Here is a 21641-nt window from a genome sequence, read left to right as displayed (position 1 = left end):
AAAAGCCGGTTACCTCAAAAGGGAGGACCGGCTTTTTCAATGCAGAAGTTAATCAATAAACTTGATTTTCCTAACTTCCCCACGCTAGCATTATCTAGATCGGGTCCAAAGGGTCAAGAAACCTCACTGCGTTTCCCTCTCAGCCCAACTCATTGGACTCCCCTAGTTATTTCTATTAAATTAGTTTTTCTAAAAAAGAATCAAAAAAATTAAAGATAACTATAATTTGATATTTCAACTATGAACATGATCTCTGTTAAAATTTTAAACTGTTATCGTTACCAGTTCTGTAAGGTTAAAGGGAAAGCATCATCAAATGATATTCGAAATCATCACTAAAAATGCATATTAGAATACTCTACTATTTTTTAAACATTTAACAGAATTACAAAACTTCTGTTCCCAAAAAGTAGCTTAATTCATTCACGCTAATAAAATTGAATCAACCGATTATAAATCTCCCGAGCCTTTTTCGCTTCATTTGTACCGTGAATAATCGCGCGCCCATCATTAAAGAATACGATTCGATAATCATCAATGTTACATGAAAGCAAATATCGGTTTAACACAGGATTGGTAACGTAGTTCTCCACTCTTTTTAATAAGCGAGGGAGGGAGAACGTATCCGATCTCAGCCCCGGTCGAAGCTGGACAGCATCTCTTCCGCATAACACGTCCGTTTTCAACTGGTTTTCAATTAGTAAAAAAGGATAGGTGGGCTGTTCGCCACAGGTAGGACAATTTTGTTTTCTTAGCTGAGTGACATTAATTTCCGCTTTTTCATTTTCCCAAATATCCATTGATTGAAGCATCGGGGATAGCTTTTTACCAGACAGGATTTTCAGCACATGAGTAACTTGTTGTGCCGCGATTATTTGAACGATTGGACTTATAACACCGACGCGATCGCATGTCATCCCATCCATTGGCAAATGGTCCAATAAACAATTTAAACATGGAGTATCTGTTGGAATAATTGGATAAGTAAGCCCATAACTTCCCACACATGCACCAAACAGATAAGGTATCCCATGTTTTACAGCTGCATCATTCACTACTAGACTGGTTTCAAAATTATCGGTAGCATCCACTATTACTGAATGATTTTTTATCAATTCCTCAACATTCTGTCCATTCACATCTTCTATGAAGCTATTAATGATGATATCGCTATTGATCTGCCTGAGTCGTGTTTTGGCGGCGATGGCTTTCGGCATTTGATTTCTTGCGTCTTCTTCGGTGTATAATTGCTGCCTTTGTAAATTACTTAACTCTACATAATCCCGATCGACTATAGTGACGCGACCGATTCCAGCTCTTGCCAACATTTCAGAACTTGCAGATCCAAGAGCCCCCGCACCAATGATGATGACACTAGCCTTATTTATTTCGGCTTGTGCCTCACTTCCCAGAAATAACTCATGTCTTGAATACCGCGTCGTCAAGATGGCACCATCCCACTTATAGGACTGCTAGCTACCGCATAATCTTTCTCTTCTATTCTTCCAGCTTCATACCCTAATCTCCCTGCTTTTATTGCAAGCTTCATTGCTTCAGCCATTTTAACCGGATCACTTGCTCCAGAAACCGCACTATTCAGCAACACGCCATCTGCACCTAGCTCCATTGCATATGCAGCATCTTTAGGAGAACCAATTCCAGCATCAATGATGACCGGAATCGAGGACTGTTCTATAATAAACTTTAAGTTAAGTGGATTGATGATCCCCTTGCCAGATCCTATCGGGGAGGCACCAGGCATAATGGCGTGCACTCCAAGTTCTTCAAGACGTCTTGCCAACACAACATCATCGGATGTATACGGCAACACAATAAATCCTTCTTCCAATAGCATTTCAGAAGCTTTCAACGTCTCAATTGGATCAGGTAATAGCGTGCGATTATCTCCAATCACTTCTACTTTTACCATGTCGCATAACCCCGAAGCTTTGGCGAGTTTTGCGATCCGTACAGCCTCCTCTGCGTTCTTTGCACCCGCCGTATTGGGAAGAAGCGTATGTTTGGATAAATCCAGTTGTTCCAATAAATTGGGTTGCTCGTGTGAAAAAATGTTCATTCTTCTGACGGCAAAGGTCAAAATTTCGGCTTCCGATACTTCTACTGCCTTTTTTTGGGCTTCGAATGACGGATACTTGCCGGTTCCTAATAAAAGTCTTGATTGAAACGTACGATCAGCAATTTTTAACATACTTATCCCCCTCCTACAAAATGAATAATTTCCACGACATCCCCGTGTGAGAGGCTCGTTGTTTTATAATTTTCTTTCAAAATAATAACCTTGTTGACCTCAATTATGACAATACGGTTTTCTAATTGGTAGTGGGAAAGCAATTTGTCAACGGTGTCGACTCCACTTTGAAGACTGACATCTTTCCCATTTAATGTAATTGACATTGTATCACCTACTTTATTGCAAATGGCTGATGACGGTCGATTTTGAAGGCCTCCACCCATTCGTTATTAACTTGCCTTTTAAGTATCAAATCTCGAATCATTTGCCCCGTTGCCGGTGCAAGGAGAATCCCATTCCTATAGTGTCCTGTAGCAAATAAAATCCCTTCTTCCTCTGGATGATGACCGATGAAAGGTTTCCGATCAAAAGTTTGTGGACGCAATCCAGCCCAAAATGAATCAATTTTCAAATGGGCAATATTGGGAAGCATTGTTTTTGCTTTTGCAATGATCGTTTCAATCCCATCTAGACTCACTTTTTCATTCCAATCATTTTCAATCGATGTTGCCCCAATTACTAACCTTCCGTTGCTTCTTGGCACGATATAACAATGATCATGAAAAATAGTATGTTTTAAAGTCATCTTTTCATCAATGACCGAAAGGCATTCCCCCTTAACCGGCATTAATTGACGGTCCAGCCCAAGCTGTTTAAAAAATGTCGTACTCCAAACCCCATTGGCAACCACAACATACTCAGCTTCGACTTGACCGGTTGTTGTTTCAATCAAGAAACCATTCTCTTTCTTATGAATATTGTGTACAGGGGAATATTCGTTTATCGTGGCCCCTAGTATTTGGGCACTTTTGGCAAATGCCTGGCAAACAGCCATTGGCAGAACATTCACATCTTCTTCAATATAGGCAGCTCCTAGTAGTTTGTTAGAAATATGAGGCTCCATTTCACTTAACGTCTCTTTATCAAGCCATTTTACCGTTGGTTGAGATAAGATGGACTGGAGTTCATTTCTATCTGATTCATTAAAGGCAAGCTTTAATATACCGCCTTTTCTGTATCCGATATCCAAGCCGCACAGATGATTCAATTGTTCTTTAAGCTCGGAATAGGCAAATTGACTGCTTCTTGCAAAAGGGAAAAAAGCATCGAAATCCCCGTCACATTCAGAGTGAGCCCCAAGCATGCCACCTGCTGCACTTGTTGTTTTCATCCCTATTTGGTTGCCTTCGAAAACTGCAACATTCATTTTTTCCTTCGCTAAGTAATAAGCAATGGAACAACCGATTATTCCGCCGCCAATTATCGCTACTTCAAATTTATCAATCATATTTTATCGCCTCGAAATACTGTTTTGTTGAAAAGTATGGATTTTCTGCGGAAAAGATCCCTGACATCACGGCGATGCCATCCACGTTTACTTTTTGTAATGCGTGGATTTTATTTAAAGTAATGCCACCTATTGCATAAACAGGTATCTTTAAGTGTTCTTTCATTTCAATAATCGGTTTCATGCCATTCGGCTTCTTTCTTAGTTTGCTATTTGTTTCAAAACAATGACCATATAAAACATAATCGGCACCGTCTCTCTCCGCATTCAGCGCTCCTTCAAATGAATGAACAGAGCGCCCAACCTTAATATGGGGAAAGTGTTGTTTGACCATTTTTATAGTTAGCCCTTTTTCCGGCAAATGAACAGTAGGAATATTCATTAACAAAGCAATATCCAAACGATCATTTAGAATAATTTTTTCTTTTCTTACTCCACCATCCTCCAAGTATTGAATCAAGGTGATGATTTCCTGAGCTGTTTTTGTTTTTTCACGTATTTGGACCATATCGATTTGATCTTTTATTCCGATTATTGTGAATGCCAATTCACACACTGATCGCTGGTCATCTGTTACAGCCATTAGCTTCACGCTTTTCTCTCCTTCAATCCTATTAAAAAGCTGTTGGACCACCTACTTCCAAAATCATATCGAACTCAACTTTCTTCACTATTTTTCACATAAAAAAACCACTTTCCTATATAGAAAAGTGGTTTGGCTTGAAATTTGTCCATATGGAAACAAACAAATACAAACATTCGCTACTTTCCTACGCAGGTTCTAACCTGTTCAGGTTTTGAGGGTTTAAAAAGTAACTACTTTATTCTCAGCCCTTATCAAGGGATCCCCTAGTAATCTAATCTTATATTCAGTTTATTGACTATTCTGAGTACAATTGCAATTCTAATACAATAATTGGTAGATTTCAAGTGAATTCAAATCTTTTAATCCAATTTTATTTTTCCTTGATTTTTAAGCGTTCGTAATTCGACATTCGATTCAAAAAGATTGATATAGATTATTAAAAGAGAAAGTATCTATTCTGTTGGGTAGTTCATTCGTAATCGACATAAAACATAGGGAAGATTTGTCCGATGGTTGAATGCAAAAAGGCCCCGTGTAAATTTCAAAAAAAGAAGACCCACACTCAAATGTAGGTCTTTATCCTTCGAACTTTTACTTTGTGCTAGTGAATCCACCATCGATCCTTATCACTTCCCCATTGATATATTCAGCTTTGGAGGTCAATAGGAAAGTTACTAGTTCTGCTACTTCTTCCGGTGTACCTAAACGTTTTTGCGGTATTCCGCCTGTAGCATTTTCCTTCATTTCGGGGTTGGCTTCGTAAAATGCCCTTACCATCGGTGTTTCTGTTGGACCTGGTGCAATGGCGTTGACACGCAAACCATCTTTTGCGTACTCAGCAACCATACTTCTTGTTAAACCGATGATACCATGTTTTGTAGCCGAATATGTGACGACTGAATCTTGACCAATCACACCGGCACTTGATGCGGTATTGACGATTGAACCACCGCCATTTTTCAACATCACCTCGGCTACATACCGAACACCGTATAATGCACCTAAAAGGTTGATGTCTACAATTTGGTTAATTTCATCAATCGTTGTATCTAAATAAAATTTACCGCTGCCTGAAATTCCAGCATTATTAAAGAAATAATCAATGGAACCAAAATGTTCCACTGTTTTATCGACATAACTTTTCACTTCTTCGGCTTTTGATACATCCGCTTTAATGAAGATTGCATCAACCCCTACAGCTTTTACTCTTTCGACAGTTTCATTTCCTCCCTTGTCACTTACATCCACAACCGCAATATTGATTCCTTCTTGAGCCATGCGGATGGCTGTTGCTTGCCCAAGCCCGCTGCCCCCGCCTGTAATAATCGCCACTTTACTCAAATAAATTCCTCCCAACAAGATAAAAGATGATAAGCAATCGTGAAATTTCATATTCCATTAAAAATTCACACGAACAATATATTATCAATTCCCTATATTTCCGAAAAATAAAACGTTAAAAACAATAATATTTATTATTTTTGATTGTTTTGCAACATTTAGTCACCCTTCTAATTCTGCATCCATCCCATTTTTTAAGAATGAATATGCGGGAAGGTGTGAGTATAAATACAGGTTTACAGTGACCATTCTCCTAAATCAAACTAGAGCTAATCCTTGTTCAAGGATAGCGCGATTGTTGAAAAGTGCTATTTTATTGTCCTGTAAAATTTAATTATTTTCTTTCGATAACCGCTGTTGAGCGAACATTTTGTGCCAATGATAGGCTTCTGAAACTAATAAAGAGGCCGGGACGGAAGTAAAAATTTCTTAAAATTATGGACAAATCTATATTAAGAAATTGATATTATATAAATTGATTGGAGGGGAGGGGCGACTCCTGGGGGAACAGCATGAGGTTGAGACTACAGGCTCGAGCCGTGCCGTTGGATGCTCGTCCTTCGCAACGGAAATCAATTTAGGTTACATCAAAAAAACATCATTTTCCTTCTTTCGGAAAAATGGTGTTTTCGGCTTATGTCCCAGCCTCTTTTGGTGACTGCCAATCTATTGATCTGTAAGATGTTTTATTACTGCCATTTCCTTGCCGAACCTATTACCTTCATCGATGAATCCCAAGGATCTATATAAATGATGTGCTTCGAGGTTTTCAGGATGATACCCGACAATAATTTTTGTCGCATTCGGTAATTTGGCCATTTCTGATATCATTAATTGTGTAGCAACCTTACCTATACCCTTGCCTTGGAGGTTCTTATCAACCATTATTCTATATACCCAGTAACCATCGAGCTCTTCCTGGACGGAATTGTACATCAAAAAGCCAACTACTTTTTTTCCAGCATAAATAGCGTATGGCTTTAAGCTAGGTTCGAACTTTGATTGTGCTATGGAAATGGCATTAGATTCAATAAATCCTTTTTGCTCCGTTGCAACTTCCAATAGACAACAGTCATACCAGTTATCCGCATTTAATTCCATGATTTCCACATTCTCTATAGACATATTTTTTCCCCTTTCAATATTCGGGGATACGTATAATACTTTAGTTATTCGTTGTCCCCATATGGTAATTGTTCATATAATTAAATTTTGCTATCATATTGAACGCCTCCTTTAACTACGATTACTTGAAGAGATTATCTAATATTTTAGACTTTTCAATCATACCATTTTTTCCACTTTATTACTTATCTAGTTTTTCTCAACTATCCCTCTCTTATCTGATTAAATTATCATACTAGAAAAACCAGATTGATTGCCAAGCTTTTAAAGCTTTCACGCACTCAATCTGGTTTATTTGTTCATTAGCCTGGATTTACTTATTTACCAAAGTTCTGCCACCGGCAATACCTGGGTGTGTCATTTCATAAGGATCTAATATTTTGTCCAATTGTTCTGCCGTCAAAGCACCTGACTTAATGCAAAGTTCACGGACAGATGCCCCTGTGGCAATTGCCTCTTTTGCAATTTGCGCAGCAAGTTCATAGCCAATATGCGGGTTTACAGCAGTGATGATTCCTACACTTTGTTCCACATATTCTTTCAGGTGCTCTTCATTTGCTTTAATGCCCTGTACACAGTTCTCTGTAAATACAGTAAATACATTATTCATAATCGAGATCGATTGAATTAAATTGTAGAATAAAACTGGTTCCATGACATTCAATTCAAATTGCCCTGCTTCAGATGCTTGTGAAATCGTTAAATCGTTCCCCATCACTTGGAAAGCGACTTGGTTTACTACTTCCGCCATTACCGGATTTACTTTACCAGGCATAATCGATGAACCAGGTTGACGGGCTGGTAATATGATTTCGAATAAACCGTCACGAGGTCCGGAAGCCATTAAACGTAAATCGTTGGCGATTTTTGACATATTGATCATGCAAACTTTCAGCATTGCAGATACTTCTGTATAACAATCCGTATTTTGAGTCGCATCCACTAAGTGTTCCGCGCGATTTAACGGCAATCCGCTTAGTTCACTAAGATTGCGAACTACTGCATCAATATATAAAGGGTCTGCATTTAGTCCTGTACCAACTGCCGTTGCGCCCATATTTACTTCAAATAGATGTTGAATTGAAAGTGACATACGCTCGATGTCACGAGAAATTACTCTGGCATACGCCTCAAACTCTTGTCCCAATAAAATCGGTACAGCGTCTTGAAGGTGCGTACGGCCCATTTTTATAACACCTGCAAATTCATTCGCTTTAGAAACAAATGCATTTTGCATCGTTTTAGATGACTTCAGTAATTGGCTCATTAAGCTTAAAACCGCAATATGAGTAGCAGTCGGAAAAGCATCATTTGTTGATTGCGACATATTGATATGACTATTTGGGCTAATTTTTGTATAGTTCCCTTTTTCTTCCCCCATCAGCTCAAGTGCACGGTTAGCAATCACTTCGTTTGCATTCATATTGATGGAAGTCCCCGCACCGCCTTGTATCGGATCAACAATAAATTGGTCATTCCATTTCCCAGCAATCACTTCATCACATGCCTGCAGGATGAATTCACCAATCTCTTTCTTTAGCATACCAACTTCCATATTTGCCAGGGCTGCAGCTTTTTTAACGATTCCCAAAGATTTAATAAGTTCCGGATGAATTCGGTATCCAGTGATCGGGAAGTTTTCTACCGCCCGCACAGTTTGTACACCATAGTATGCGTCCTTTGGTATTTCCTTTTCGCCTAAAAAATCTTTTTCAATACGAAGTTCTGTAATTCCCATATTACTAATCTCCAATTCTACATGTAATCAAATAAATGTAGGTTACACGTATAAGTTATTTAAGTTACGAATCTATCTCTAGATTAGCACAATATCATCTCATTTTGAGATAAAAAAAGAAAAAATTAAATTCACGTAATCATCTTAAAATTCTAATAATTGAACATCGGCAGCGACCAAAATAAAAAGAAAAGAAATCAAACAAGAATCGTTTGTTTTCTTTTCCTTTTGTATAAGATGTTTTTATAATCTATGCCTAAACTAGTTCTAATTTCTCACTTAATTATCACCATACATTTTTTGATGAAGTATCTTTAAATTACCACTTATCAACTCTTTCAAATGCCAATTATCGTTTTTAAATCCAATAGTGAAATATAGCGATTCGGCCGAAAAAATGCTTCACTTAAACTATAAATTGCGTAAACCAGGCGATATATTTGGCACCTGGAATGAATAGTAACTGTGCTAAAAGCGTTCCCATCAACCTTGATGTCACCATCATAATGGAGGCGTTTTTCAAACCAACATAGCTTCCTTTTTCGTTGATTACTTCATCGGCTAGAATCGATATTTTGGGGTCAATAAAAACGATCAGCAAAATTGTGGCGATACCGTTTATTAATCCGGATGCCATTACAGCGGTTGTACCTCGGTCCGGTACAATCAGGGCTGCGTATAATGCCGATAGAACACCAATTGTATAAATTGCCGTAATCAACATATTGATGCAAAATAATTTAATTGGTATATCACGCCAGTTCATATCCCTTATATAAGCAACTCTAGGTAGATGAATATGTTTTTTCGCCCGCATGATATAAGTAGTTGTAAACCCTTTTTTCATTAATGCGGGAATCGATCCACGTTCCTCCGCTAAATGAACGATAGCCCTTGAAAAAATCGCAATAAATGTCGGCAATAACAGTAAACCGATTATTGTGCCCAAGGTAGCTGATCCAATGAGAAATCGATACTGATTTTCTACCAATTCCAATGCATTATCTTTCGGAGCGTTATCTACCAAGCTTCCCGTAAAAGGTTGTTGCATCATGTTGGCTAACCTTGAGATCATTACCATCACATTAAATAATGAAAGTGCGGAAGCCAATAGTCTCACTCTTGCCCCAGATAAACGAACTGAATAGGCTAATGTTTCAATTGAATGGATGATCAAAGTAAATAATGCTATCATCACTAATTGTGTCGTAAAAAATTCCAAAATCCACCCTACTTTACTATTATTTTTTAAAGAAGAAGCGAGGAAACACTTGGGACTCTATAAAAACCAAGACGATTTCAAAGAAGAACTAGTTTCCATTAATTACTATTATTTTATAGCAACAGCCATGTTCCTTTATAGGATAGGATAAAATTTAGAGTTAGATATAATCTTTATTTTCGAGCCAATTGAGGATATAGTTTCATATATGAAAAGTGCATATTTCTTGAATGAATCATTTTACAACAGTTTTTTCGAATTAATGTCAATTGGTCAGTAGACGTTACATCTAGAAAGATTTTCAACAAGAACAAGGTGAAGTGTTATGAAACAAAATATAGACGATACGGAAGTGATCCTGCTTTCGGATTCACCTCGGCACTTAATACATCCGTTTTGTGATAAAAGGATCGTGTTTACAGGGGCTCTTTCCAGCATGACAAGGATGGAAGCAGCCAAGAAAGTGCGCGATTTTGGGGGAATTTTGCAAGGGGCTGTCACAAAAGATACGGACTTTTTAATTCTTGGAAATAAACGGCGCGGTATCTCTTCGAAACAATTGAAGGCAGAGCATTTGTTGAGCCTTGGCTTTAACATACAGATCATGCTGGAGGATGATTTTTTGTGGGTTTTGTCAATACCGAAAGACACTCTTCCCACATTTTAAGAACCATTTCTAAAATAACGATTGCTCGACGAGGTACGAAATTTCACATAAAAAAGCCTATTTCACTAAAATAGGCTTTTTTACATTCCAACAATACAAGCATTCTCTTTTTTTATGGATCACTAACTAGATAAAACGGTATTTGCTGGATAATTGTGAGATAACCAGAATAACCGTTAAGCCAATGATCATATTCCAGATTATCATAAAGGGTGCCACAAATATTATAGCGCTGAATAAAACCGCTGCAGATGAACTGATAAAAGTTGCTTGTCTGTCCGTAAATTTATTTCGAACGAAAAGATATAGAACTATAGGCAACGCTAAAGTAAATATTGGCACATAAATCATGACAAAAGAAACTTTCAATAAAGAAAGTGAAAGCATCGCTATAACAAAACCGATAGAGGTAGTAAGAGTTTTCCCCATTATTCCTCTACCTGAAAAATGACCGTACAGCAATATCGACATTACTGATAGAGCAGCAATTATTGCTATCATCGATACAGATTTATCACCCATGATTTGGCCTGCTATGAAAAAACAAAAGAACGCAATGCATGGCAACAACAAAATTAAAGGACTTTGCTCTTTTCTTGTATTCATTACATTAGTAATGCCTAGAAGGAATAACAAAGAAAATGGGATCGTTAAATACCCTAATTCCATATGATTAATGTGGCTTAACTCTAGATTGCCGAAAAACATCAATATAAAGGACGCCATCATTTGACCGAGCAACAACCAAATGCTCGATAGTTGGAATTTCCCAGTTAGCTTAATGGTAATAACGATTACAGCCAAACCTATTAATAGAGATACATATAACAAACTTTCCCCTCCCGCTGAATCTTATATATTGCCCTTTACTCTAAGTAACTTTTATTTTCTTGTAATAGTTTAACATAAATATCCAATTCCATTCATTAGTCTTCCTCTGAAATTTCTCAACCTAATGCAAAAAGACGCATTCCTAGTAAATGCGTCCACCATTAAGTAACTTAAATCAAAATCATTCACCCTAAGTAAAAAAGCTATATTTTACCATATACTTGCATTGGTATTAAAAACACTATCGAGGAACTAATTATTTTTTAATAAAAATTGTATTTTGAAAAATCTTCTAGCTGACCTTGACTGAAATAGCATTCTACTACCAGATTACTATTTTTATTCAGCAAGGTATAGTTGTTCGATGTAAAGTGAGTAATCCCTATCAAAATTTTCTCTATTTTCATCGGTAATTTTACCCTCATACAATGTTTTTCCATTGAGTAAATCACCGATAAAGAGCAAATGCCCATCACTAACCCGGCTCACTGCATAGAGTTTACCATTTATAAGTTGTAAAAAAGGGTGTTCTTTATCATTCGTAGTGCTTGAATAATTAAAGTTTAATGGCTCCTCCCACTGTTTGCTTTCAATATTATATCGGTTTAATTTTAAGCCATGAGCTAGAGGAACAGGAATAAATATATCTTTTCCTTCAAGAGTCATATAGTTCATATGTGGTTCTAATTCTTCAGGAAGCTTTAATTCTTCTACCTCATTTGTGGTGTTATTATAAAGAAATAGTTGGCTAGTAATACCTTTAGAGTTCCCATATCCTGAGTCATTGTCGTTTTTTTCTAAATAGAGGTAATAGTTCTCATTTTTGAAGTTATTAAAATTATTAAAAATACGAATACCAGAAACGATTCTCTCTTCAGGGTTCGATTTAGCAATGATCCTGTCACCTTCTATTTGTTTGGTATCTTCATCAAAAGTGTAGACGTGCAACTCCTCTCCCCCATGCAAGAGAAAGTTTGTTGATAATATCTTTATTTTGCCATTATCCACACGGAGGTCATTCACATTAATCCACTCAATACTTTCCAGGGCTGGCGTATTGATTTCAAATGATGAATGGTCATTCGTATCTTTATCGAGTATCTCAATTTGGAATGTTAAAGGCTCTCCTTTGATGATTTTTTTATTTTTATTTGCAATAGTTCCGTAAATCAAGCGTGATTCGTCTTCATAGTAATTACTTGGGACTAATTCTTTTCCACGCATAAAGTTTCGGTGTTCTTGTATATATTTTTGGAAGCTGCGCGGTATCGACGATAAAGGAAGAATCTCGTTTACGATAGAATCGCTCATCCTATTTGTTGAACCATCCTTTGATATGTACAATTGACGGTGAATATTCCCACTTAAGTAACTAGCTTCAATAATATGGTTTTCAATCTCTTTCTTATTTCCGCTAATTGTTTCAATGTTAAATGAAATAGCGTTTTTAGAAGCTATTGGTGCTTGAATATAGTAAGTACCGATTGTTGTGATGATGACTAAACTAATTAATAGCGTTTTCCAATACTTTTTCATTGTGTACCCTCCCATTAGACCCTGATTTTATATTTTAGCAATTGATTCGCTATCCAAATGGTACTTACTAGAACAATAATGCTTGTTACTACTACCATGCCAAAGATTTCAAGTGGATAAAAAAAGTCTGTATAAAGGGCATCCATTAACAATGGTGAAATAAAGATACCGAACGAAAGTATCACATATACAATAGCGAAGAAAATACCTATTAAACGATAACTCCTCTCTAATAAAATGGCAGTGAATAGAACAGCTACTAAGATTAGCCCTAAACCATAAATCAGTATAAAATCAGTAAATGTGTTAGGATACAGATAAGATAATATTTGCAATTTAAAAATTTCATTAAATGACAAATACGTTTGGAATTCCGTTGGTACAATACTATTAATAATTTGAATTTCGAATGCCATTAGTATTATTTGTATAGAAATCAAACCAAGGACCATGAGTAAAATTGCCGTCAATTTTGCGAAATAGATTGTAATTCTTTCGGTCGGCAACATTAATAACCTGTATATGAACGTATTTTTCCCAAACCAATCCCGATACCAAATAAAGAAAACATAAATCATCAACATCGCGATACAAAAAAAGATAGGCATCGTAAACCATACAGAATTAATATAATTTTGAAAAAGAAAAGTTCCGTATTGTTCAATATATTGACTAACTGGAATTTGCTCTTCGTAAATAACCTTATTTGAAAAAGAAACATATTCTTTTGACATAATAATTGCTCCAATTAGCTGGAAGACAATTGTCAATCCTATTAGAATAAGGTAAAATTTTAAAAATCGGCTGATTTCGAAGTTAACAAGTTTCGAATAGTTTTTCATTTAGAATACACCTCATCTACTACGGACTTCCCTTCATTCTCACGAACTTCTTCTACGTTAAATTCCTTCACTACTTTACCGTTCTCAATAAGCACTGCTTTATCAATCAAGTGTTCAATGTCATTAATTTCATGAGTGGTGATAATCACTCCACGATCTTCAATCAAATGGCTAGTGAATACTTCCGCAATTTGTTCACGGGAGAAAATATCTATTCCTGAAAATGGTTCATCCATTAGTAAGTATTCTACATCCAATGCCAAGCCTAATAGTAGATTGACTTTAGCCATATTTCCTTTCGATAAATCGGCTATCCGTTCATTAGGGTCTAGCTTAAAAAAATGCAGTAGTTCTTCACCTCTTTGTGTATTCCAATTTTTATAAAAATCTGCCATAAATTCAAAAGCATCACTAATTTTCATTTGCGGCAACATCGTGATCGTATCCGGAATAAAGGTAATTTTTTCGAAGCTTTCTTTCCTGATTTTTTCCCCATCAATCAATATTTCCCCACTATTAATTGGAGTAAGTGCCATAATAGTTTTCATGATTGTCGTTTTCCCTACTCCGTTTATTCCGATTAAACATGTAATCTCACCTTTTGCTGCAGTGAAGGAAAGATTATCTAAGACTAGTTTTTTACCATATTTCTTTTTGACATTTTTCACTTCAATCATTTTTATTCCTCCGTTTCTCGGCTGTTTGCATCATACTTTTTCTTTACTACCTCCAATACTTCAGATAAGGGGACGTTAATGGATTTTATGGAATTCAGAAATAATTCAACCGATTCAGTAATCATCTCCTCACGGACACTTTTAAGGACTGCTTTATCTTTCGTGATGCAACTTGGCATATTTCCCTCAGTAAAAATCAAACCTAGTTCCTCCATTTCCTTATATGCCCGCTGTGCGGTATTGGGATTAATCTTCAATTGATTTGCCAGTTCCCTTCTTGATGGAATTACCTGACCTGGTTCAAAATATCCCTTGGCAATTTGCTCTTTAAAATGCTGGATAACCTGCACATAAAGCGGATCGCGATTATTAAACTTTATATTCAATAGACCAACTCCCACATCCTATTTCGGTGTATTAACAAGTTAATACAGTTTGCGCATAAGACTGGATTAATTATAGAATCCTGACGAATCACTGCGCTTTTCCACTATGATTGTGTATTAAACACTTAATACACAATCTTCAAAAAAATATTGAATGTATAGCAGATATCTACGGTGTATTATACGCTTAATACAGATAATGTGTCAACCAGATTATGGCAAAAGTTAAAAAGGGTTGAAAAATGGCTAATCTCGTAAAACGTGGTCTATGAATTGATTCCCCGTAAAAAATCGTCGAAGCTGTAATAATATACAAAACCTATATTAAGATCACCCTGTTGTTTTAGAGTCTAAAAAAAGCATTAATTCAAGACCCTGAAATATGGCCAAATATAATTATCCCATTAGTGCGCCCCCACTGTTTTTACCTAATTATACAATTCACATCACGGCTTGCAGTTATTTCATTAATTTAAACGGATTCGTATTGGTCACTATCTTATTTTCTATTGACATATATAGTGTCGCCCCTAATCTTCTATTCCTAAAAGATAAAAAGCACATTCTAAAAGAATGCACCCAACGTGTAGACAAAGTCGGGTTGCAACTTTGTCTACACGTTATTTTTAGATTATTTCCTTAAATGAAGGACTACCTAGACTGTCTTTGAAAACGCTTGGCAGACAAGACGGGCAGTCGAGTGAAGAAACAAATAGAACATAACGTTCATGAGGGGACCAACGAGACAACCAACGCAAAATGAAAGTGTTGTTCAATAGTCTGAACGCATTCTAAAAAATGCGCCTCCTAACTAAGTACTCAGTTTGATAATCAGCTATGATCTATTAGACTTAGGGTTAATAAGATTCTCCTTCTGAACTTTTTTCCTGATAATAGCTTGTTTTCGATCTATCCAACACGACCAAATTCATAATAAATCCCAGTATCAAGAAAGCAAAAGAACCTATAATATATATGATTCGAATCCCAGTCAATTCAGCTAGAATCCCCACAATCAAAGTGAATAGTATGATTAGCAATGCTTCCAGCAACCCAAATATGCTTGAAAATCTTCCCATAATTTCGACAGGTACATTATTTTGATAAAACGTTAGAAAACCAGTATTGGCAAATGACAGGGCAAAGGTTAAGGTGAAAAATCCGATAGATGCTCCAATAAAATTCTGTGAGAAGGCAAAAATCAAATAGCCAATCGGTACAAAAATTGCACCAAAACCAAGAAGTAAATTTGTTCTAAAGCGACTGGCAAATAGTGCATTTGTCAACGATCCTATAATGATTCCTATCCCCGCAATGCTTACAAGAAAACCATAAGAACTTTCAGTTAAGAAAAGAATATGTGTCGCAAACGCAGCTTCCAAGGAGTCTAACGCGGTCATAAACACTATAACCCCACTGAAAAGCATATAGACCAATGCAATATGCCCCTTCGATTTACTAAACTTAACAATCTGGTACCAATCATTTCTGATCACTCCTAGGCTTACTTTTGCAGGCATCGCATCCACTCCTTCGAAATCCAGATTGGGGAGCAGAATCATGGTTAATGCCGATATACACAATGCTAGGGAATTTAATTGAATAGCTAGATGCGGCGTACCCAGGATAAACAGAAAGCCGGCAATCGAAGGGCCCAATATAAAGCCGCTGGAATTAATGAAATTTCTAAGGGCATTAAATTGTTGTCGATTTGTTTTAGGAACAAGCTTTGTCATATACGCCATAGACGCAGGCTCGAAAATTGAACCCGCCATATTGATAACAAATACCCAAAAATAAATGAACGTCAATGATTCCATAAAAGGAAGAAAAAATATTAACAATGCTCTTATTAAGTTTAAGAAAATCATCAAATTTCTTTTATTTAATCTATCGATAAAACTTCCTGACCATAAATTGGTGCATAATGTCGCAACTGGTATCAGAATATAAAGCAAAGATACAGCCAACGGGGATTCTGTCTGTTCCAGAATGATAAGGTTTAGTGCAATTAAATAAATCCAGGCACCTAGATTTGAAACACCAATTCCAAATAATAGCAAGAATGGATTCTTCCACTTCTTAAACTTCAACATCCTATTCACTCCTAAATTCACAATTTGTTAATACAAAAAAGGAATCCCACCCCCAAGTCATTTAGACTTGAGGACGAGACTCCCTGAATTTAGAAGTTCGCGGTGCCACCCCAGTTTGTTCTTATGTCGCCATAAAAACCTTTTCGAGTACTACCTAAAATCCATAGGGTATACCCTATCCCTATAACGGGAGAAACCCGGCACATCATCAATGCCACAAAGACAATATCCTATGTGCAGCTCCGAGACTTGTTTCTATATGATTGTACATCCTCCTTCGCAGCTGCCGGAGTTCTCTGAAATGCTTAAACATATATACTCTTCTCTTCATCGCTTTTAATTTATATTATTCTACTACAATTCAATCATTTTCTGAATAGAATTCATAAATATTTTTGGATGCGTTGTTAAAAAGTCATATTGCCTATGGTTTGTATTTGCGTAGGACTTCGCTACAAAATACTAGATCCCATCTTCAAATACACTTGTTTTACCGATTGTCTCCACTTGACCGTATAAACTCATTCACTTCCTTGCCCATTTCTTTATACTGCGTCCAATGTAGATAGTGATGCCCCTCAAGAGTAATAACTTTGCTGCCAGGAGAATGCGTTAACTGGGTTTCATAAAAAGTCACCTTGTTTTTGTCATTATCTGTTTTATTATTTTCTTTGGTAGTGAAGATTAAAATCGGCATATCTGCAGGGAATTTCATTTCCTCTGTTACTTCAATATTACTCTCAATTTCATTGGCCTCATTTACTATAGTTTTGTTATAGCCATTCCAAGCGGATAGACGTTTTGTCATTTTTAAATTACTTTCAGTGTATATTCCATCTTCCGCTATAGGTAAAATACTTTCAGGATTCATATAGACGGCTAATCTGGCAATTCCAGTGGGTGCCAAATAGCTCAAATATTCAGGCATGGTAGGAGCAGATTCACCATAATACTCCAATACCCCAGGCAACGTTGGGTCGATTCCTACAATTGCTTTAACTTCTTCAGGATATTTATTGGCAAAGTACATGCTATAAATTCCTGAAAGCGAATGGGGCATTAAAATAAATGGACCTTCTATGTCGGCCTTTTTTAAGGCCATTCTAATTTCTTCTACAATATTTTCTACTGTCCGTTCCTTTTTCGTAATATCGCTCCATCCATAACCAAATGGTTCAACCACTACTACCTTATTTTTTTCTGCCATTTCATTTATCAAAGGTTCATAGTCCAGTGTGGGAGCTGCAGTTCCAAGACCAGGTAATAAAACTATCGTATTTTTGCCCTCACCCTTTGTATATACATGTATTTTTTCTCCTTCCACATCTACTAATTCCCCACCCGCTTCGTACTTTTCCTGTTCATACGCAGTCAAAAACTGATTTGAAATGAATAGAACCAAAACTATTGCCAATAAAGTTAGTAAAGTATTCCTAATAATAATCCAAAATTTAAATTTCTTTTTAGTTTTCATCTCTTCACTGCTTTCCTATAGGTTTTAAATACATTGTACCGTGTGAATGAATACCGCGGTAATGATCCTTAGGATTATTTTCAGCTAGGGCTTGAGATGTACTAAACACCTTTTCTAATAAACATAAGTCTTAAATGAACAGATCAAGTTATTGCGTACATCACTTCCTTTGAAACGTTCTTCCGGATAATACACAATCTTGTTCTATAAGGTTCATTAATTTAAATTGAATTGACTTCAAGAGCAAAAACAGGCAGAATTTTAAGAGGTTCATGCCTGTACTGTCTTCATTTTCATATTCTATTTATTGATCTTGAAGAAGGTCAATTTATTTCTCATCTCATCTGTCATCTCACCCAAGCTAACAGCCGAAGCAGTGACTTCTACTATCGAAGAGGACATCTCCTTTGCTGAAACCGAAATTTCTTCTGCTGTTGCAGCTACATTCTCTGCTATTGCTCCTGTTTGATCAAGTTCATCAAGTATTAAGTCTTTTTCTTTCTGAATCATCAACGAGGATTCTTTGGTATCTTTTATTTCAGGAGAAATAATTTCAACAGCCTTAATGATTTCCTGGAAAGAGTTAATTGCCGCGTTTAACTGCTGTCTTTGTAATAAAAGTTCTTTACTCACATCTTCTGTTGATGCAACCATTTCCTTTGTATCTTGTGAAACGCCATTAATGATCATTTCTATTTTTCCGGAAGATTCTTTGCTCTTTTCTGCCAAGTTCCTTATTTCTTTTGCTACAACAGCAAAACCTTTTCCTGCTGTTCCAGCTCTTGCAGCTTCAATGGCAGCATTTAATGCCAACAAATTTGTCTGATCAGAAATTGAGTTAATGATTTCTGTCATTTCGTTAACATTTCGTATATTTACTTCAACCGATTTCACCCGCTCGATTAATTCCATAAAGCTTATGTTTAATGACTCGAAGGATTGGGTCATCCTCGTCATTTCCTCACTACTTTCATTAGCCATCTTTAGTATGGAATTAGCAGAAGAATCGACCTCATTGATGGATTGATTCATAAAATCCAAGCTCGCTCCAAATTGTGTTATTCTTCTATTTATTCTTTTTAATTTCTCATGTTGTTCTGTTGCTCCTCCAGCAACACTAGTAACAGAAGCTGCAACTTTTTCCGAAGCATCACTCATTTGCCGGGAATAAGAAGAGAGATTTTGGGCATGATCATCAATGCTCAAGGCATTTTCCTGAAAATTCTTTATTACATCTATTAAATTATTTTGCATCCTGTAAAGAGACCTTCCTATCCCACCAAGCTCGTCTCCTCTTTCCAAGTCCGATTCCTTAAATTCATTCGCTAAACCGCCATTTGCCACAACTTCAGCAATACCGCTATATTTCCTAATTGTTCTGCCAATACGGTTTGAGAAAACAACTATGGCTGTAGTGACAATGACAATTGACAAGGTGCTGGATACAACAAAAATACTTAACAATTTATTTAAACTATCATATAAATTCGATTCACTTACATTTATACCTATTTTCCAATTAGTATTAGGTATTGTGGAGAAGTAAAAGAAATACTTCTCATCATCTTTAGTAAATTCTGTTTCCCCAACTTCATTGGCTAACATAAATTCTGACGCTTTCACCAATGAGGAATTGCTATCGTCTAGTATGTTTTCCTTCGTTAAACGCTCTTCATCCACACCACCTAGAAGGATTCCATCATCTTGAACCAATATAGCTTTTCCATCGTAATCAATTATGGTATCAGTAATCAATTTTTGAATACTACTAATATCAACATCAACTGTAACAACACCCATTAAATCGCCGTTTTGATCCATAAAAGGGTAAGTGGCTGTAACCATCGAAACTTTGGTAGAAGGATCGGAATAAGCTTTCGTCCACCCTCCGTCCGGCTGAGAACCTTTTTTATACCATTCTGTATTCCATATATCTAGATTCCCTGTCGTATATGAGTTATCAATCACTATATTTTCCCCATTCTTGTAAGCAAAAGGTGCATACTTATCTTTTCCTTTGAAAGCAGATGGCTCAAACCAAATTCCCATACCAAATGTTTCATTGTACAGAGGAATATATTTTTTTAACAAAGCATTATAGTCTTCATCAGATAGCAAATCGGAATTTACTTCAATTGTTTTTGCCAAACTTTGTGCCATCCCTTTTTCCTTTTCCAATATCGTTGCAATAACTTGTGCAGTTTCTTGAAGCTTGGTATTCATTGCATAATCCAATTGGTTTGTAATAATTTGTTTTGAAAAGGTGTATCCAATGGCAGAGATAACTATCAATGCGGTGATAATGATAGGAATAAGAAACGAAATCAACGATGATGCGATACTTCTCCTACGATGCTTTAATTTCATACACTCCTCCTACGGACAATTATTATTAAAATTCCTATATAGCTATTATCTTCAATATTGATTATTTAATTAACTAATTGTTCAAAAAGGAGCTTCTATCATCATTCTTCGAACAATCTACGAATGCACATAAACGGGGGTACCCGATTTATATAAAAAATAAAGATACTATAAGCTGCAAAAACTAGCCAATAGTATCTTTCATCAGGGAATTGCAATGAAGTTCAAAACACCAAAATTATTCGGTCCGCAAATTGCACCCCGTCACAAATTGCAACCATGCGTACACCCCGGTTTTAACCGTTTCGGCAACGACCGAATCTTTGCTTGGATCCAGACAAACGAAATCAACATGCTTGACTTTTGGGTGTTTGCCGATTTCTAGCAGACTATCAAACAATTCGACCGAAGTCATACCACCCGGAGTGGAAGCCGGTACTCCAGGTGCAACTGATATATCAAGTACGTCCATATCAACTGTTACATAAATACGGTCAACTTTTGCCGTTAGTTGCTCAAGCGCACCTTGGATTGTCTTGATAAGCCCTCTCTTGCGTGCTTGCTTTAATGTCACCATTTGGATGTTGTGTTCGTTTGCATAGTCAATGAGAGGCTTTGCATTATAGTAGCCATGTAAACCGATATTGAATACATTCCCACCCTCGACAATCTGCCCATCAATTAATTGTCTGATGGGCGTGCCGTTTGCAGGCCCCAATTCATTGGGATCTCTCACATCAAGATGAGTATCGAGCTGTAAAATCCCTATCGTTTCATCTTGAAAAGCTTCTTTAATCCCCCGAACCGCACACGCAGTTGTGGAATGGTCACCGCCAATCATGCAAGTAGTTGAACTTGGAAAGTGTTTTGCTACATACGTTGTTGCCTCTTGAATCCGTCGATGTGATAAAAGAATATCTGTCGTATGCATTTCCACATCACCGGCATCTGCCACTTTATAGTGGATTAAGTCAACATCTTCATCCAGATTATATGTCGCAAAACCTTTCCACGCCCGCCGGAACTCGGACGGATAAAGGGAAGCCCCCGACACACTGATGGACGATCTCGAAATGGGCGCTCCATAAACAATCATATCGGGTGTAGATGTTATATTGTTCAGTTGTTGAACCCATTGATGAACATAAGTCGGTTGCATTTCTTCCGCAATATTCCATGTCCATTCAGGGTATTGAAGCCAATGCCCGCTCATA

Annotated in this window: 19 protein-coding genes, 2 riboswitches and 1 other annotated feature; of the genes, 1 reads left to right on the top strand and 18 read right to left on the bottom strand. The window is 36.7% G+C overall.

All coding sequences use genetic code 11. The annotated features are described in order from the left end of the window. Window positions 1–59: 59 nt before the first annotated feature. Window positions 60–174: riboswitch (TPP riboswitch) on the bottom strand. A gap of 254 nt (window positions 175–428) precedes the next feature. The 9 genes from CD33_RS04435 to CD33_RS04395 form a co-directional block, all read right to left on the bottom strand. Further along, a complete protein-coding gene (locus CD33_RS04435; protein WP_036198565.1) occupies window positions 429–1445 on the bottom strand; it encodes a ThiF family adenylyltransferase in 1017 nt (338 codons plus the stop codon). Next, a complete protein-coding gene (locus tag CD33_RS04430) occupies window positions 1442–2209 on the bottom strand; it encodes a thiazole synthase (protein ID WP_036198564.1) in 768 nt (255 codons plus the stop codon). The genes CD33_RS04435 and CD33_RS04430 overlap by 4 nt, the downstream gene beginning before the upstream one ends. Before the next feature lie 2 nt (window positions 2210–2211). Further along, the gene (thiS, locus tag CD33_RS04425) at window positions 2212–2415 is read right to left on the bottom strand and encodes a sulfur carrier protein ThiS (protein WP_036198563.1); all 204 of its coding nucleotides are present in this window, start codon (window positions 2413–2415) and stop codon (window positions 2212–2214) included. A gap of 8 nt (window positions 2416–2423) precedes the next feature. Then, the gene (gene thiO, locus CD33_RS04420; protein WP_036198562.1) at window positions 2424–3539 is read right to left on the bottom strand and encodes a glycine oxidase ThiO; all 1116 of its coding nucleotides are present in this window, start codon (window positions 3537–3539) and stop codon (window positions 2424–2426) included. Beyond that, complete coding sequence (locus CD33_RS04415) at window positions 3532–4122, bottom strand: thiamine phosphate synthase (protein ID WP_235863389.1); 591 nt, start codon at window positions 4120–4122, stop codon at window positions 3532–3534. Before CD33_RS04415 ends, thiO begins: the two co-directional genes overlap by 8 nt. A gap of 167 nt (window positions 4123–4289) precedes the next feature. Further along, window positions 4290–4400, bottom strand: a riboswitch (TPP riboswitch). A gap of 316 nt (window positions 4401–4716) precedes the next feature. After that, window positions 4717–5466 carry an SDR family NAD(P)-dependent oxidoreductase gene (locus tag CD33_RS04410; RefSeq protein ID WP_036198559.1) on the bottom strand — a complete coding sequence of 250 codons (750 nt, stop codon included), beginning with the start codon at window positions 5464–5466 and terminating at the stop codon, window positions 4717–4719. Between the two features lie 666 nt (window positions 5467–6132). Next, window positions 6133–6591, bottom strand: coding sequence for a GNAT family N-acetyltransferase (locus tag CD33_RS04405; protein WP_036198558.1), 459 nt, complete (start codon window positions 6589–6591; stop codon window positions 6133–6135). A gap of 313 nt (window positions 6592–6904) precedes the next feature. Then, window positions 6905–8329 carry an aspartate ammonia-lyase gene (gene aspA / locus CD33_RS04400; RefSeq protein WP_036198557.1) on the bottom strand — a complete coding sequence of 475 codons (1425 nt, stop codon included), beginning with the start codon at window positions 8327–8329 and terminating at the stop codon, window positions 6905–6907. A 406-nt stretch (window positions 8330–8735) separates the two neighbouring features. Beyond that, window positions 8736–9524 (bottom strand): lipid II flippase Amj family protein, encoded by a 789-nt coding sequence (locus tag CD33_RS04395; protein ID WP_036198601.1) that lies wholly within the window; start codon window positions 9522–9524, stop codon window positions 8736–8738. Between the two features lie 352 nt (window positions 9525–9876). Between CD33_RS04395 and CD33_RS04390 the strand changes: the two genes are divergently transcribed. Further along, window positions 9877–10218 (top strand): BRCT domain-containing protein, encoded by a 342-nt coding sequence (locus CD33_RS04390; protein WP_036198556.1) that lies wholly within the window; start codon window positions 9877–9879, stop codon window positions 10216–10218. Between the two features lie 126 nt (window positions 10219–10344). Here CD33_RS04390 and CD33_RS04385 read toward each other — a convergent pair whose 3' ends face one another. The 9 genes from CD33_RS04385 to CD33_RS04345 form a co-directional block, all read right to left on the bottom strand. Continuing rightward, window positions 10345–11049: an MraY family glycosyltransferase gene (locus CD33_RS04385; RefSeq protein ID WP_036198555.1), complete on the bottom strand. Its 705-nt coding sequence runs from the start codon at window positions 11047–11049 to the stop codon at window positions 10345–10347. Between the two features lie 339 nt (window positions 11050–11388). Beyond that, entirely contained in the window at window positions 11389–12585 is a 1197-nt protein-coding gene (locus tag CD33_RS04380; protein WP_036198554.1) for a hypothetical protein, read from the bottom strand. Window positions 12586–12599: 14 nt separating this feature from the next. After that, complete coding sequence (locus CD33_RS04375; protein WP_036198553.1) at window positions 12600–13427, bottom strand: hypothetical protein; 828 nt, start codon at window positions 13425–13427, stop codon at window positions 12600–12602. Next, complete coding sequence (locus CD33_RS04370; RefSeq protein WP_036198552.1) at window positions 13424–14104, bottom strand: ATP-binding cassette domain-containing protein; 681 nt, start codon at window positions 14102–14104, stop codon at window positions 13424–13426. Before CD33_RS04370 ends, CD33_RS04375 begins: the two co-directional genes overlap by 4 nt. 2 nt (window positions 14105–14106) lie before the next feature. Continuing rightward, a complete protein-coding gene (locus tag CD33_RS04365) occupies window positions 14107–14490 on the bottom strand; it encodes a GntR family transcriptional regulator (RefSeq protein WP_036198550.1) in 384 nt (127 codons plus the stop codon). An 857-nt stretch (window positions 14491–15347) separates the two neighbouring features. Further along, a complete protein-coding gene (locus CD33_RS04360) occupies window positions 15348–16586 on the bottom strand; it encodes an MFS transporter (protein WP_036198549.1) in 1239 nt (412 codons plus the stop codon). Window positions 16587–16652: 66 nt separating this feature from the next. Next, window positions 16653–16926: a binding site (T-box leader), on the bottom strand. Between the two features lie 150 nt (window positions 16927–17076). Further along, the gene (locus tag CD33_RS04355) at window positions 17077–18060 is read right to left on the bottom strand and encodes an alpha/beta fold hydrolase (protein ID WP_036198548.1); all 984 of its coding nucleotides are present in this window, start codon (window positions 18058–18060) and stop codon (window positions 17077–17079) included. Window positions 18061–18360: 300 nt separating this feature from the next. Further along, window positions 18361–20427 carry a methyl-accepting chemotaxis protein gene (locus CD33_RS04350; protein WP_036198547.1) on the bottom strand — a complete coding sequence of 689 codons (2067 nt, stop codon included), beginning with the start codon at window positions 20425–20427 and terminating at the stop codon, window positions 18361–18363. Between the two features lie 238 nt (window positions 20428–20665). Beyond that, window positions 20666–21640 carry an agmatinase family protein gene (locus CD33_RS04345; RefSeq protein WP_036198546.1) on the bottom strand — a complete coding sequence of 325 codons (975 nt, stop codon included), beginning with the start codon at window positions 21638–21640 and terminating at the stop codon, window positions 20666–20668. Window position 21641: the final 1 nt, after the last annotated feature.

This window comes from Ureibacillus sinduriensis BLB-1 = JCM 15800 (assembly GCF_000772955.1).
In the GTDB taxonomy this organism is placed as follows: Bacteria; Bacillota; Bacilli; order Bacillales_A; family Planococcaceae; genus Ureibacillus; species Ureibacillus sinduriensis.
Note: the sequence above shows the minus strand (reverse complement) of the source record. Positions and strands in the feature narration are given on the sequence as shown.

Bases quoted from the DNA above. Each gene is read 5' to 3' on its own strand.
- CD33_RS04380 (WP_036198554.1), bottom strand. From the start codon at position 12,585: ATGAAAAAGTATTGGAAAACGCTATTAATTAGTTTAGTCATCATCACA.
- aspA (WP_036198557.1), bottom strand. From the start codon at position 8,329: ATGGGAATTACAGAACTTCGTATTGAAAAAGATTTTTTAGGCGAAAAG.
- CD33_RS04395 (WP_036198601.1), bottom strand. From the start codon at position 9,524: ATGATAGCATTATTTACTTTGATCATCCATTCAATTGAAACATTAGCC.
- CD33_RS04360 (WP_036198549.1), bottom strand. From the start codon at position 16,586: ATGTTGAAGTTTAAGAAGTGGAAGAATCCATTCTTGCTATTATTTGGA.
- CD33_RS04415 (WP_235863389.1), bottom strand. From the start codon at position 4,122: ATGGCTGTAACAGATGACCAGCGATCAGTGTGTGAATTGGCATTCACA.
- CD33_RS04345 (WP_036198546.1), bottom strand. From the start codon at position 21,640: ATGAGCGGGCATTGGCTTCAATACCCTGAATGGACATGGAATATTGCG.
- CD33_RS04390 (WP_036198556.1), top strand. From the start codon at position 9,877: ATGAAACAAAATATAGACGATACGGAAGTGATCCTGCTTTCGGATTCA.
- thiO (WP_036198562.1), bottom strand. From the start codon at position 3,539: ATGATTGATAAATTTGAAGTAGCGATAATTGGCGGCGGAATAATCGGT.
- thiS (WP_036198563.1), bottom strand. From the start codon at position 2,415: ATGTCAATTACATTAAATGGGAAAGATGTCAGTCTTCAAAGTGGAGTC.
- CD33_RS04375 (WP_036198553.1), bottom strand. From the start codon at position 13,427: ATGAAAAACTATTCGAAACTTGTTAACTTCGAAATCAGCCGATTTTTA.
- CD33_RS04350 (WP_036198547.1), bottom strand. From the start codon at position 20,427: ATGAAATTAAAGCATCGTAGGAGAAGTATCGCATCATCGTTGATTTCG.
- CD33_RS04370 (WP_036198552.1), bottom strand. From the start codon at position 14,104: ATGATTGAAGTGAAAAATGTCAAAAAGAAATATGGTAAAAAACTAGTC.
- CD33_RS04405 (WP_036198558.1), bottom strand. From the start codon at position 6,591: ATGTCTATAGAGAATGTGGAAATCATGGAATTAAATGCGGATAACTGG.
- CD33_RS04430 (WP_036198564.1), bottom strand. From the start codon at position 2,209: ATGTTAAAAATTGCTGATCGTACGTTTCAATCAAGACTTTTATTAGGA.
- CD33_RS04355 (WP_036198548.1), bottom strand. From the start codon at position 18,060: ATGAAAACTAAAAAGAAATTTAAATTTTGGATTATTATTAGGAATACT.